Source organism: Streptomyces sp. NPDC090445 (assembly GCF_044769385.1).
Classification (GTDB): domain Bacteria; phylum Actinomycetota; class Actinomycetes; order Streptomycetales; family Streptomycetaceae; genus Streptomyces.
The window spans coordinates 94,904-108,100 of record NZ_JBIVXV010000006.1; the positions used below are offsets into that span (position 1 = coordinate 94,904).

At 74.2% G+C, this 13,197-nt stretch carries 12 protein-coding genes; 5 read left to right on the top strand and 7 right to left on the bottom strand.

What is annotated here, in order from left to right:
- Positions 1–104 precede the first annotated feature (104 nt).
- A complete protein-coding gene (locus tag ACIQUT_RS15540; protein ID WP_403563352.1) occupies positions 105–1,748 on the top strand; it encodes a N,N-dimethylformamidase beta subunit family domain-containing protein in 1,644 nt (547 codons plus the stop codon).
- 98 nt (positions 1,749–1,846) lie between these two features.
- The gene (locus tag ACIQUT_RS15545; RefSeq protein ID WP_403563354.1) at positions 1,847–3,136 is read left to right on the top strand and encodes an LCP family protein; all 1,290 of its coding nucleotides are present in this window, start codon (positions 1,847–1,849) and stop codon (positions 3,134–3,136) included.
- 42 nt (positions 3,137–3,178) lie between these two features.
- On the opposite strand, the gene ACIQUT_RS15550 is transcribed toward ACIQUT_RS15545, so the two are convergent.
- Complete coding sequence (locus ACIQUT_RS15550) at positions 3,179–4,261, bottom strand: helix-turn-helix domain-containing protein (protein ID WP_403563356.1); 1,083 nt, start codon at positions 4,259–4,261, stop codon at positions 3,179–3,181.
- Positions 4,262–4,656: 395 nt separating this feature from the next.
- On the opposite strand from ACIQUT_RS15550, the gene ACIQUT_RS15555 reads away from it, so the two are divergent.
- Positions 4,657–5,862, top strand: coding sequence for a serine hydrolase domain-containing protein (locus ACIQUT_RS15555; RefSeq protein WP_403563358.1), 1,206 nt, complete (start codon positions 4,657–4,659; stop codon positions 5,860–5,862).
- Positions 5,863–6,093: 231 nt separating this feature from the next.
- On the opposite strand, the gene ACIQUT_RS15560 is transcribed toward ACIQUT_RS15555, so the two are convergent.
- The 4 genes from ACIQUT_RS15560 to ACIQUT_RS15575 are packed head-to-tail and all read right to left on the bottom strand — an operon-like array spanning position 6,094 to position 9,997.
- Positions 6,094–7,656 carry an amidase gene (locus tag ACIQUT_RS15560; RefSeq protein WP_403563360.1) on the bottom strand — a complete coding sequence of 521 codons (1,563 nt, stop codon included), beginning with the start codon at positions 7,654–7,656 and terminating at the stop codon, positions 6,094–6,096.
- Positions 7,653–8,879, bottom strand: a complete 1,227-nt coding sequence (locus ACIQUT_RS15565) for an MAB_1171c family putative transporter (protein WP_403563362.1) — start codon at positions 8,877–8,879, stop codon at positions 7,653–7,655. Before ACIQUT_RS15565 ends, ACIQUT_RS15560 begins: the two co-directional genes overlap by 4 nt.
- A gap of 14 nt (positions 8,880–8,893) precedes the next feature.
- Positions 8,894–9,448: a hypothetical protein gene (locus ACIQUT_RS15570; protein ID WP_403563364.1), complete on the bottom strand. Its 555-nt coding sequence runs from the start codon at positions 9,446–9,448 to the stop codon at positions 8,894–8,896.
- A gap of 36 nt (positions 9,449–9,484) precedes the next feature.
- Complete coding sequence (locus ACIQUT_RS15575; RefSeq protein ID WP_403563366.1) at positions 9,485–9,997, bottom strand: hypothetical protein; 513 nt, start codon at positions 9,995–9,997, stop codon at positions 9,485–9,487.
- Positions 9,998–10,145: 148 nt separating this feature from the next.
- Between ACIQUT_RS15575 and ACIQUT_RS15580 the strand changes: the two genes are divergently transcribed.
- On the top strand, positions 10,146–10,667 hold the full coding sequence (locus ACIQUT_RS15580) for a hypothetical protein (protein ID WP_403563368.1): 522 nt from the start codon (positions 10,146–10,148) through the stop codon (positions 10,665–10,667).
- On the opposite strand, the gene ACIQUT_RS15585 is transcribed toward ACIQUT_RS15580, so the two are convergent.
- On the bottom strand, positions 10,661–11,515 hold the full coding sequence (locus ACIQUT_RS15585) for a class I SAM-dependent methyltransferase (RefSeq protein ID WP_403563370.1): 855 nt from the start codon (positions 11,513–11,515) through the stop codon (positions 10,661–10,663). The genes ACIQUT_RS15580 and ACIQUT_RS15585 overlap by 7 nt on opposite strands.
- Positions 11,516–11,693: 178 nt before the next feature.
- Positions 11,694–12,155: a calmodulin-binding protein gene (locus tag ACIQUT_RS15590; RefSeq protein ID WP_403563372.1), complete on the bottom strand. Its 462-nt coding sequence runs from the start codon at positions 12,153–12,155 to the stop codon at positions 11,694–11,696.
- Between the two features lie 179 nt (positions 12,156–12,334).
- On the opposite strand from ACIQUT_RS15590, the gene ACIQUT_RS15595 reads away from it, so the two are divergent.
- Positions 12,335–13,120 (top strand): ATP-grasp domain-containing protein, encoded by a 786-nt coding sequence (locus ACIQUT_RS15595; protein WP_403563374.1) that lies wholly within the window; start codon positions 12,335–12,337, stop codon positions 13,118–13,120.
- Positions 13,121–13,197: the final 77 nt, after the last annotated feature.

Genomic DNA, 13,197 nt, shown 5'->3' on the forward strand with positions numbered 1-13,197 from the left:
GCCCCGGCTTGTCGTTCGCCGCGGTCCGGGGCGGTGTGCCGTACGGTGGCCGGGCCGTATCGGTGCGCCGCGGGCGCGGCCCCCGGCCGAGGTGTGGAGGTGCCGTGGGACGGGTCGGCGACACCGGACCGGCGGACCCCGGAGGCGGTACGGGTCCGGGGCGCCGGCGGGTGCTGGAACTCGCGGCGGCCCTCGCCGTGACGGCGACCACCGCGGCCACCGCGGCCACAACGACCACGGCCTCCGCGGCGTCCCGGCCCGCTGCCGCGGCGGGCGGCGGCTCCAGCGGTCGGGGGTGCCTCGACGTTCGGGCCGAGAACCGGCGGCCCGGTGACGCCGCCTGGCGGATCACCCGGGCCGGCGCCGCCCGCGCGATCGAGGGCTTCGCCGACCGCGCCTCGGTGCTCGCGGGCGAGCCGCTCCCGCTGCGGGTGTCGACGACGGCGCCCTCCTACACCGTCTCCGCGTACCGCATGGGCTGGTACGGCGGCCTCCGGGCCCGCCTGGTGTGGCGTTCGCCCGTGCTGCCCGGGCTGCTCCAGCCGCCGGTCCGGGTCGACCCGGCCACGCGCAGGGCGTGGGCCGAGTGGCAGCAGACCGCCGCGGTCGACACCGCCGGCTGGCCGGAGGGCAGTTACCTGCTGCGGCTGGACACCTCGGGCGGCACCGAGCAGGCCCAGCGGTATGTGCCGCTGACGGTGCGGTCCGCGTCGGCGGCGGGCCGGATGCTGCTGGTCAACGCGGTCGCCACCTGGCAGGCGTACAACCGGTGGGGCGGGGCCGACCTGTACAAGGGCACGACGGGCAAGAAGGCCTCGCGCTCGCTCGCGGTCTCCTTCGACCGGCCGTACCAGAACGCGCACGGCGCGGGCCTGTTCCTGACGTACGAGGCGCCGCTGGTCGCGCTGGCGGAGCGGCTGGGGCTGCCGCTCGCGTACGCGACGGGGATCGACGTGGCGCGCCACCGCCGGCTGCTGTCCGGGGCGGTGGCGCTGCTGTCGCCGGGCCACGACGAGTACTGGAGCCCGGAGCAGCGCCTCCACACCGCCGCGGCCCGGGACGCGGGCATGAACCTGGCGGTGTTCGGGGCGAACTGCTGCTACCGGCGCATCCGGTTCGAGGACTCCGCGGTCGGCACGGACCGGACCGTCGTCTGCTACAAGGAGGACTACGCCCTCGATCCGGGCTTCCGGCGCGGCCTGCCGCCGACCAACGACTTCCGGCGGGCGCCCGCGCCGGAGCCCGAGAGCAGCCTGCTGGGGGTGATCTACGACGGGTACCCGGTCGACGCGCCCTGTGTGGTGACCCATCCGGGCCACTGGCTCCTGGCGGGCACCGGCGCCGCGCAGGGCGACGCGTTCGCCCACCTGGTGGGTGTCGAGTACGACCGGATCGACCTCAGGTACCCCACGCCGCGGCCGGTCGAGGTGCTGGCGCACTCGCCGGTGGTGTGCAAGGGGCGGCACTCGTACGCGGACACGGTGTACGCGTCCCTGCCCTCCGGGGCCGGCCTGTTCGCGACGGGCACCATGCGCTGGGTGGAGGCGCTGGACGCATCGGGGCCCGGCGGCGGGAAGGCGAACCACGGACTGGACCACCGCGCCGGGGCGTTCACACGGACCGTCACCGAGAACGTGCTGCGGGCGTTCGCCGCGGGCCCGGCGGGGCGGGCGCGGCCCGCGGTGGACAACGTGTCGCTCCATTACGGTGTTGACGGTGCCCCGACAGGAGCAGCCACCGGCGTGTAGCCGGGGCCCGGCCGGCCGTCCCCGCTAGCGTTCGGCGTCCGATCCGCCGACCGGCGAGACGCCGGCCCGTCGGTCCGCCCGGCCCCTGGGAGTAGGCGTTGCTCCGTCTTGCCACTGCGCTGACCCTGCTGACGACACTGGTTTCGGGTGCGGCCTGGGCCGGTCCGCCGTCGCCCGCCGACCGTGCCGCCCCGGGCAACGGGACGAACGTCCTGGTCGTCGGGATCGACAGCCGCAGCGGCCTGTCGAAGGCCGAGAAGGACCGGCTGCACGTCGGGGGCGCGGGGTGCAACTGCACCGACGTGATGATGCTGGTGCACCTGTCGCAGGACACCCGCCGCGCGAGCATCGTGTCGATCCCGCGCGACTCGTACGTGGAGTACGCCGACGGCAGCGGCGTCCTCGGCAAGGTCAACGGCGCGTACGCGCGCGGCCGCGGCCCCCTCACGGTCAAGACCGTCGAGAAGGCGACCGGCCTGCGCGTCGACCACTACCTCGAAACCGGGTTCACCGGCTTCGAACAGGCCGTCAACGGGCTGGGCGGCGCCGCCCTGTGCACCGACAAGACCCTCAAGGACGAGAACTCCGGCCTCGACCTGACGCCGGGCATGCACCACGCCGACGGGAACGGCGCCCTGCGCTACGTCCGCGCCCGGCACATCGAGCGCCCGGGCGACCTCGGCCGCGTACGGCGCCAGCAGCGCGCCGTCTCGGACCTGCTGAGCCGCCTCACCGTCGAGGGCGCCCTGGCCGATCCCCTCGCCGCAGCCGCCACCGCACGCACCCTGCTCGCATCCGTGCGCACCGACAGCGCCACCGACCTGGCCGACCTGGTCCGCCTGGGCACGGCCTTCGGGCGGCTGCGCCCGGAGCGGACCGAGTTCGCGACCGTCCCCATCAAGACCTTCGACCACCGGGTCCCCGGCGTCGGGTCGACCCTGCTGTGGCACGCGGAACGCTCCCGCGCCCTGTGGGAGGCCCTGGCCGCGGACCGGCCGATCACCGGCGACCGGCGCATCCAGCCCGTCCCCGAGACCCCAGCGCCGACCAACCCCGCCGGGATCAAGGTGCGGGTGGACGATGCCGCCGTGGCGGCCGCCCTGTCGGCCGGCGGGTTCGTCGTCGGCGGCACCTCCGCCACGGAGCCGAAGGCCCGCCCGGCGGGCCCGCCGATGATCCGGTACGCGCCGGGGCGGGAGAGCGACGCGGCCACCCTGGCGGCGGCCCTGCCGGGCGCCCGCCGGCAGGTCGTGCCCGGCCACGACGCGTACCTGGACGTGGCCGTCGGCGCCCGCACCGTCACCGTCCGGCAGGTCGCCTACGACCGGAACGTCGCCGAGGGCGCCCCGGTCACGGCCGACCGCCTCGGCTGCCTCACCGCCCGGTGACCCGGCTCGCGCCCGGGCTCGCGTCCGGGCGCGCGTCCCGGGTCACCGCCCGCCGGGTGCGGCTCCGGCCGGCGCGAGGGGCGGCTCGGGGCGGTACCGGAGCATGGCGGTGCGGACCTGCTCCAGGTAGGGCCGGATGGCCTCCAGTTCGGCGCCCTGCCGCTGCACCCTCCACGTGGCGATGCGGTAGGCGGCGGCGAGGTTGAGGGCGGGGTCGCCGGGAACGCCTTCGAGTTCGGGGGCGAGGGCGCAGAGCATCCTGCCCATGGCGGGGATCGAGTCCTCGGGGCTGAACGGCGGTTTCGGGACCGTGTGCTGCCGGTCCGGCGGCAGGTAGTACCGCAGGACGCGGGGAGTCCAGCGGGCGATGCCGTACTCGTCCTTGGCCGGGTCGCTGAGCTCGGGGTCGAACCCGCTCTCGGCCTTGAGCATGGCCGCCACCAGCACCGGAGTGACCTGCGGGACGTGGCAGGTGGTGCCCGCCTCGATGATCAGGGCCCGGTAGCGCTCCGGGATGTCGGAGTCGGTGCGCAGCCGGCGGCCGTCGCCGGTGGACCGGGTGTCCGCCGACAGGTTCGCGGCAGCGGTGTGCGTTCCGGCGGAGCCGGGAGCGGCGGTGTTCCGGGAGCGGCCCGCGTCTCCGGCGGCGAACGCGCCGAGCGTCAGGAGGACGGCCAGGAGGACCAGGCCCGCCTCGCGGCGCCGCCGGGGCGCCGGCCGGCTCGGCCCGTCGGGCGTACGGCGCCGGGGCGCGGCCTCGGCCGGCGGGCGGTCCGGGTCAGCGGGGAGGGCCGGAGCCGCGGCGGCCGGAACCGAGCCTGGTCCAGGGGACGCGGGGGTCGGGGCCGGTGTGGGGGCGGTGATGAGGCGGTGCGTGGCGATGCGGCGCTGTTCCCATTCCTCCGCGTCGCCTCCGCAGGCGTTCACGAAGGCGGCCAGTACGGCGGCGCTGGGCAGGCGTTTGCCCGCCGCGGCCTCGGCCAGGGTGGAGGCGGAGTAGTGGGCCCGGGTGGCCAGCCGGCGGTAGGGCGGGCTCCCGGCCTGGCGCCGCAGCTCCCGTAAGTCGTGCGCGAACCGGGCCAAGGGGTCCCGGTCGGGGTCGAGCGGCTGTTCCTGGCGTCCCATGTCTCGTTCCTCCTCGTCCGTGGGCGGCTGGTGGCGGGGCGGCGGGCGCCGGGATGTCCGGCGATTGTCCGGGATCCGTTCGACAAGGTCACCGGGCCGGGACACGGGCGGCGACGGCCGTTTGAATGGCGACGGATCACATCCGGCGTGGGGGGTGCACGGTCGCGGCCACCGGGGACTCATCCAACCCGCATGGGGGTGCGGCGAGGGTGCTTTCCCCCGTGCGCGGGTTGTGCGGTGTTTCACAGACCTTCAGGTCAGCGTGGCCGTGGGGTCCCTTGCCAAGGGGGCCGGGGCTGCGCCGCACCCCTCGTGCACGGCAGGCCGGGCCTGCACCGTCCGGCGCCCCATGGCCGGATGTGATCACTCCCTCTCCCGCCACCAAGGAGGAAGACATGTCTTCGACCGCACGCCAGGTCCGGTTCTCCGCGCTGGCCGGCGCTGCCTGCGCCGCAGTGCTCACGCTGTCCTTACCGGCCCCGGCCCATGCCGCCCCTGCCCCCTCCCCGCCCCAGACCCAGACCCAGATCCAGGGCCAGGGCCAGGCCTCCTCCCCCACCGCCGACGACCACGCCGCGACGCTTGCGGCGCTGAAGACGTTCCAGTCGCACGCCGGACCGGGGGCCGCCGTGCACGCCGGCGACAGCGCCGGCTCCTGGGACCTCTCCGTCGGCACGGGAACCATCAACACCAGCCGTCCGATCCAGCCGGCGGAGCACTACCGCGTCGGCAGCCAGAGCAAGGTCTTCACCGCGGTGGCCGTCCTGCAGCTGGTCGACGAGGGCAAGGTCGCCCTTGACACGCCGATCGAGCGGTACCTGCCGGGTGTGGTCGCCGGGAACGGCCACCACGGCAGCGTCATCACGGTGCGCCAACTGCTGCAGCACACCAGCGGGATCCCGGTCAACAACGCGCCCGCCCCGCGGGCCGATCCGGACGGCACGTACCGCCTGGCCGCGCTCGTCGAGGACGGGCTGCGCCGGCCCTCGGCCTCCGTCCCGGGCACGAAGTTCGAGTACTCCAACACCAATTACGAGATCCTCGGCATGCTCCTCGAGAAGGTGACGGGCCTGCGCGCCCACGAGGTGGTCACCCGCCGCGTCATCGAGCCGCTCGGTCTGACGCAGACCCGCTTCCCGGCGCCCGGTGACCGGAGCCTGCCCACCCCGGCCGTACGCGGGTACCACGGCATCCGGGTGGGCTCGTTCTTCTTCTGGACCGACGTGCTGCCCTTCGAACCGTCCTCCTTCAGCACGGCCGGCGCGGTGATCTCCACCCAGCAGGACCTCACCGCCTTCTACCGCGCGCTGCTCGGCGACAGGCTGATGTCGCCGGCGGCCCTGGCGGAGATGAAGCGTGCGGTCGATGTCGGCGGCCCGGCCTCCGGTTGGGGGTACGGGCTCGGCCTCATCCGGCAGCCGCTTCCGTGCGGGGGCGTGGCCTGGGGGCACAACGGCATGCTGCCGGGCTACTACACGCAGACACTGGTCACCGAGGACGGCCGGCACGCTGCGGTGGTGACCAACGCCCACCTCACCACCAACATCCCCGCGGTGCAGATGGAGGCGCTGCTGAACTCGGCGCTGTGCGAGGGGAAGTGACCCCCGGGGCCTGAGGGGTTTCGCCGACCGCCACGGCGACACCACGGGATAAAGGGGACTAAGATGATGATCGCAGGGCCCGGGTACCGTTTCCCCCGTCGGTATCCGGGCCCTGCACGTCTTGTGGACGGCAGAGGGGCTCCGGTGTACCCGGGCCCCTCTGCCGCGTCGTACGGGCTCGCCCCGCCCCACCCCCGTGGGGGCAGAGCGAGCCCGGTCATGGGCGCCCGGTCACGCGGTGAACGCGGGCGGCTGCGCGGGCTTGGGGAGCTTTCGCGCGAGGTGTCCGGCCATGTCGATGACCGTGCGGTCGGCCAGGTAGGGGCCGATGATCTGGATGGCGAGGGGCAGGCCGTCGGCCGTCCTCCCCGCGGGCATGACGACGGCCGGGAGCCGGACGTGGCCGGCCAGGTTCAGCCATGCCGTCTGGTCGAAGTACGGGCGCTTCTGCCCGTTGACGGTGATGAACCGGCTCGGGACCGGGGTGGACGTCTGGTCGTCGACGCAGGTGCTGGGGACGGCCGGGGTGATGAGGACGTCGTGGTCGGTGAAGTAGTCGGCCCAGCGGCCGCGCAGCTTCTCGCGTTCCTCGTTGGCGCGCAGCCAGTCCCGGTGTCGCATGGTGCGCGAGTGGAGGAAGATTCCGCTGGGGTCGTCTGCGGGGATCTTCTCGGCGGCGGCGATGTCGTCGGCGAAGCCGGCGTCGGTGGCGGTGGCGCTCGCCGTCGCGAACATGAGGCGCTGGAACAGCCGGTCGCTGTCGGCGAGCGGCACGGGCCGCGCGGTGTCGTCGACGGTGGCACCGGAGGAGCGCAGGATCCCGGCGATCTCGTCGAGGAGCCGGCGGATCGTGTCGTCGACGTGGCAGTACGGGTCGTCCTGCCACAGGCCGACGCGGTAGTCCGCGAGGCGGCTGCGCCGTGGTCCCGGCAGGTCGATCCGCCACGCGGCTGCCTCGGCGGGAGCCGGTGCGGCCAGGACGTCGAGGGCGACTCCGAGGTCGTCCGGGGTCCGGGCGATCGGGCCGAGGGCGAGCATGTCTGAGCTGGACAGCCAGCCCGGCGGCCGGGGGATGTGGCCGCGGGTGGGGACGATGCCGCCGCTGGGCCGCAGTGCGTACACGCCGCAGTAGGCGGCCGGGAGGCGGAGGGAGCCGGCGAGGTCGGAGCCGAGTTCGAGGCTGGTGATGCCGGCGGCGACGGCCGCGGCGGGGCCGCCGGAGGATCCGCCCGCGGTCTTGGTGGCGTCGTGCGGGTTCTTCGTCGTGCCGAAGAGCGGGTTCGAGGTCTGCAGGTCCTGGCACATGACCGGGACGTTGGTCTTGCCGACGATGACGGCGCCGGCGGCGCGCAGCCGGGCGACGGCGTCGGCGTCCTGGTCGGGGACGTGGTCGGTGAGGTCGGGTGCGCCGCAGGTGCTGCGCAGTCCCTTCGTCTCCAGGGCGTCCTTGACGGTGACGGGCAGGCCGTGGAGCGCGCCGAGCGGCTTGCCGGTCCTGGCCAGGTGGCGGTCGGCGGCGTCGGCCGCGGCGCGGGCGCCGTCGGCGTCCAGGGTGATGACGGCGTTGAGGCCGGGGTTGGTCTTCTCGATGTGCTGCAGGTACTGCTCCAGCAGGGCGCGGCTGGTCGTCGTACGGCGGCGCAGCGCGGCGAGCTGGTCGCGGGCGGGCGCCAGGTGCAGGGGCGTGCTCGCGGTGGCGACGGCCCGGGAGCGGGCGGCCGCGGTCATGGTGGCCATGGACGCCGCCGCGGCGACGGCGGTGGAGGCGATCAGCAGGGTGCGTCGGAGGATCACGAACGGGCTCCTGAGGTGGCGCTGCGGACTTCGGATGCACTGCGGCGGCTCTCTGCCGCGGGAGGTCTGAAGTGCGCGGCGACGCGCTGGAGGTGCGCGAGCTCGTCCTCGGTGGTGGCGAGGGTGAGCTCGGCGTCCGCGTACTCCGCGGGGGTGTCCACGGGGTCGTCGGCCGCGTGCCGGACGAGGGCGGCGCGGATCTGGTCGGCGGTGACGGCGGCGGCGAACTCGGCGGCGGCGAGGCCTTCGCCGGCGCGGCGGGCCTCCGCCTCGGCCCGTACGGCCGGGTCGAGGTAGCGGCGCATCAGCTTCTGGCCCTGGCGGATCTCGACGCGGCGGCGCAGCAGGGGGAAGTGGGCGCTGCGGCCCCGCAGGATGTCCTGGCCCTGGTGGGTCGGGCGGCGCAGCGTGATGCCGGGATCGGCCTGGTCGAGTGCGGACCACAGGGGGCCCAGGCGCCGGTGGCGGACGTGGGCGGTGGCCCAGTCGCGGGCGCTGCCGGCCCGCCGGGCGACGGTCGGGATGAGGTAGCCGATCTGGGTGAGGGTGGCGCCGATGTCGCCGCAGGCCCAGGCGAAGCCGTTGAGGTGGCTGACGCTGAATCCGGTCTCGGCGCCGACGATGGCGGCGATGCGGATGCCGCTGTAGCCGAGGGTGATGACGGCGCCGACGGTGACGAGGCGCAGGCTGAAGGCGATCGACGGGGTGGTGGCGGTGCGGGCGTACTTCCAGCAGGACACGGCGAGGTAGGTCTCGGCGACGCTGTAGGTGCCGAAGTACAGCAGTACGTAGGCCTGGAAGACAGGGTCGTGCGCGTAGTACAGGGAGAAGTCGGTGGGCCGGGTCGTGGCCGGGGTGAGCGAGGCGAACAGCACGCCCATGGCGGTGATGACCGCGGCGGCCGCGGCGAGCAGGAGCCGGCTGCGGCGGCGGGCCTCGGCGGGCGGCTTCGACCAGTGGGCGAGGACGGTGGCCTGGAGGGCCAGGACGACGATCACGAAGCCCTGGGCGATCGGCACGACGATGTTCGGGACGCCGAGGAGGCCGTCGACGCGCACCCACACCCAGGTGAGGGAGACGGCGTAGCTGAGCGCGGAGAAGCCGTACGTGAAGGCCAGGGCGACGAGCGCCGGGTCGCGGCGGCTCTTGCCCAGGTCACGTATGAGGATGAGGAACCCCGTACCGGCGATGGCCAGGCACAGGGGGTGAAGGATGTCTTTCACGGGTCCCTCTCCGGTCAGCGCAGCAAGGTGCGGGTGATGGGGTCGGCTGCCCTGCGGGCCGACGGGCGGGCGGTGCTCACGTGTTCCTGCAGGAGGGATCCGAGGAGTTCGGCCTCGAACTCCTCCGGCTCGTTGTAGCGGGTCCGGCCGAGGACGAGCTGGACGGTGGCCGGGTCGATGTCGGTGATGAGGCCGCCGAGGCTGCCGGCCTCGACGGAGGCGTTGCCGCGGTGGCGCTTGAGCATGTGGCCGAACTCGTGGCCCACGATGATCTCGGCGTGGGCGCGGCTGATGGCGGTGTCGTAGAACACGTAGTCCGTTTCGCCGGTGGCGAGCCACAGGCCGCACGGGGCGGAGGCGTCGAGGGAGTCGGGGTCGGACGGGTCCGAGACGAACGGCATGAGCCGGATCGACCGGTCGAGGTAGTCCTCCATGAACGGCACCAGGTCCAGGACGCTGTCGGCCTCGGGAAGGCCGAGGCTCTCGACGAACTCCCGGTTCCGGCGCTCGACCTCGTACGCATCGTCGGCCTTGCGGTCGTTGCCGCGGCTACGACGGCTGAGCCACATGGGGGTTCCTCTTCTCCTGGCGACGTCGGCCGCTGGTCACGGCAGTTCCCTCTCGGGGTCGGCGGGCAGGCCTTCCTCTTTGCGCACGGCTTCGAGCGCCGCCAGCACCTTGCGCTGGCCGGCGGCGGAGACGCCCATCGCGCGGAGGGCGATCTGTTCGACGCCGTTCTCCTTGAGCTTGCGCAGGATCTCGAACTGGGTGGCGACCTTCCGGGTGACCTCGTCCTCGACGAAGTAGGCTGCCTCCACGCCGAAGAAGCGGGCGAGGAGGGGGACCATGGTGATGGTCGGGGTGCGCTTGCCCGCGCGGAGCAGGCTGATGTGGGACCGCGTGTAACTGTCCTCGCCGTACGACGAGATGGTGCGGGCCACGTGGGCGTTGGTGTATTCCTCCGCGCCCGGCGGGCGCACCCGGTCGAACAGGAAGTTGAGTCGGTCGCAGAAGGGAGCGCCGGGAACCGGGATCGGGACCGGAACCGGGACCGGAGCGGAGGCCCGGTCAGGCCGGGGTGTGTCCGGTCCGACGGGTCCGTGTGCTGATTCCGCCACGTGCCTTCTGCCTCCTTTCCGCAGGCGTAACTATAGTTGACGCCCGTTGCGCGTAACTATAGTTGACGATCCGTAACCCGCAAGCCTTCATCCGTATGCCCTGCCGGGTCGCACCGCCTCCGCTGCCGGCCCGGCGTTGACTGGTCGCATGCGAAAGACTCCCCAGAAGCAGTGGCACACGGCCGGGCGCACCCTGGCCGGTGCGGTGGTGGCGTTGGCGGCCCTGGGCACGGCGGGCTGCGCGGGCGACGAATCCCCGTCGGAGGCCGTGTCCAAGGCGGCGTCGGCGGTGGCGTCCGCGGGTGCGGAGGTCTCCGCGGCGGCGTCGAAGGCCGCGGACACGGCGGCTTCGGCGGCCGCGGAGGCCCAGAACAAGCTCGACCAGATCAAGGGCGGGGTGAACGCGAAGGACGCCGTCAGCCTGGGCACCCCGTCCACCGACTCGGGCGGGTACACGGTGGTGCCGGTGACGGTGGACAACACCGACAGCGCGGCGAAGTCCTTCGCGGTGCAGGTGAACTTCAAGGACGACAGCGGCAACACCGTGGACGTGGCCGTGGTCACCGTCGACAACGTGGCCGCCAAGGCCAAGGGCGAGGGCACGGCCCGCAGCACGCACACCCTCTCCGGCAAGATCACCGCGGAGGCCGCGCGAGCGGTCCGCTACTGACGCGGAGCCGGGCGGCGGCCCCACACGGTGAGCATGCCGGGGGCCAGCTCGGCGAGCGCGGGCGAGGCCAGGTAGGCGAGGGCCTCGTCGAGGGTGGCGGCGTCGAGGCGGCCCGCCAGCAGGTCGGGCCGCATCCGCTCCCAGGTCTCGCGCCAGAAGGCGGCGAGGGGCGCGCCGGGGGTGAGGGGCGGGCACACAAGCTCCGCGGCGACCCCCTCCAGGCCGGCGGCGCGCAGGACGTGCGGGTGGGCGCGTACGGCCGCGATGTCGGTGCCGATGGTCTCGGACAGGGTCCGCCACATCGCGTCCAGGGTGCGGCGGTACGCGGAGTGCGGGTCGGCGGGGTCGGGGACGTCAGCCGCGTCGCCGATGACGAGGTATCCGCCGGGGTTGAGCCGCTCGGCGAGGAGGCGGACGAGGTCGCGGCGGCCGGGCAGGTGCATGAGCACGAACCGGGCGTGGACCAGGTCGAAGGTGCCGAGGTCCGGCTCGGCGGCGAGCCGCGTGAGATCGGCTTCGCGGACGCGCAGCCGCGGGCCGGCGAACGGGGCCAGGCGGGCGGTGTCGCGGTCGAGGGCGACGACCTCGTCGGCTCCGGCCTCGTCGGCGAGCCAGCGGGCGACGGTTCCGGTGCCCGCCCCGGCGTCCAGGCAGCGCCAGCCGGGGCCGACGCCGAGGCTGCGCAGCCGGGCCCGGGTGAGCGGGTCGTAGACGAGCGCGGCGTGGTCGATGCGCTCGCCCTCCTGGGGGTGTTCCGGGCGGAAGAGGGCCTCGCCGTACCGGCCGGGGCCCTCCTCCGGCATGCCGCCCGGGGATCCGGGCGGGTGCTCCTCGGGTACGGGTGCCACCGCGCGCTCCTTCCTCCCGGGCGCGGTACCCGCCCGGCTCTCCAGGGTGGCCGCCGGGCCGGCGGGCCGCCGGTATTGGGCTGGGCGGGGGCGTGGCCCCGGCCGGGGGGCGGGGCGGTCAGCCGGCAGCGGGCAGGAACGCGGGCGCCGCAACGGGGCGCCGGGGCCGCGGTGTCCGCTACGGGCGCGGGAGCTCGCGCGTCAGCTTCGAGTGCCAGGGACACCAGGTCGACCGGGGCAGGAGCGCACCGCCCACCTCGCCCAGGTGGTCGTTGACGTAGGAGATGTTCGCGTCGCACACCTCCATGGCCATGCCGAAGAAGGTCACCGAGTTGGGGTCGAGGTGGTACTTCCACGGCTTGTTGTACGCGGCGGGCGTTTTGACGATCGTGCCCATGACGCCCACGTTCTCCGTGTCCACGCCGCTCAGTATGTCCCGCGCCTGCCGGATCCTGGCCGGGTCGGTGAGCTTGATGACGAACGTGTCCGTGCCGTCCGTGAACTCGAAGTAGCGCGCCGGCGCGGCCGCCGCGGCCTGCGTTCCGGCGTCGCCGCTCTGCGCGGCCTGTGCGGGCTGGGCCCAGGCCAGGGCGAGCAGTGAGACCGCCGCGAGCGTGCCGGCCTTGGTGGTGCTTCGCATGGCTGATACCTCCGGTGCGGGTGGGTTGTGCGGGTCGTGTGTGCAACCCGTATGCGGCGAACCGTAGTCACGAGACGGACGCAGTGGTCTCTTGTCGCTCGAAAATGCCCTAAAGGACGCCATCGAGTCTCAAATGGCCCCTGTGCGGGCCGGGTTGCGGGCGTCGTAGGCTCACTGCCATGAACCACGGCCCCGCCCCCGCCCTCCTCCTGCACCCGCCGCGCACGTCCACGGCGGAACTGCTCGGGCAGGCGGCTGCCTGGCGCGGGTACGAGGTCGTCGGCCGCGCCGCCGAGGCCGGCGGCCGCCGGACGCACTGGTACGGAGGCCCGCTCGCCGCCGACCGGCTGGGGGCACGGCTCGGCCTCGGACTCCTGGAACCCGCCGACGACTGGCTGACGACGGTGCCGTACGCGCTGCTCGGGCGGCCCGTCCGGCTGACGACGCTGGGGGAGGCGCGCTCCCTGGCCGGGCGGGCCTTCGTGAAGCCGCCTTCCGCGAAGATCGACGTGCTTCCCGCCGCCGTGTACGAGGACGGCTCCCGGCTGCCGGACACCCTGGACGCGGCGACGCCCGTACTGGTCGGCGGCGTGGTGGAGTTCGCCGCCGAGTACCGGCTGTTCGTCCTCGACGGCGAGGTCCGCGCGGGCAGCCGCTACGCCGTGTACGGGCGCCCCGATCCCGCACCGCTGCAGGCGCAGGTCCACGGCTTCGCCCGGGAGGTGCTGGACGCCGCCGCGGAGGGCCTGCCGAGCGCGGTGTGCCTGGACGTGGGGCGGCTCACCGGTGGCGGCTGGGCGGTGGTGGAGGCCAACATGCCGTGGTTCGCGCACTGTTACGCCGCCGAGCCCGACGGGGTCCTGGACGTGGTCCTGCGCGCCGCGGGGCCGCGGGAGGACGTCGGCGACCGGGACCTGCCGTTCCTGCGCGGCACTTCGGGCGTCCGGGCGGACGCCCGGGCCTGAGTCACCGAGCACCCCTGCGAGGGGCGTTGTCAGTGGCCGCCGCTAGTGTTCCGGCAACTGATCACGCGGGAAAGCGG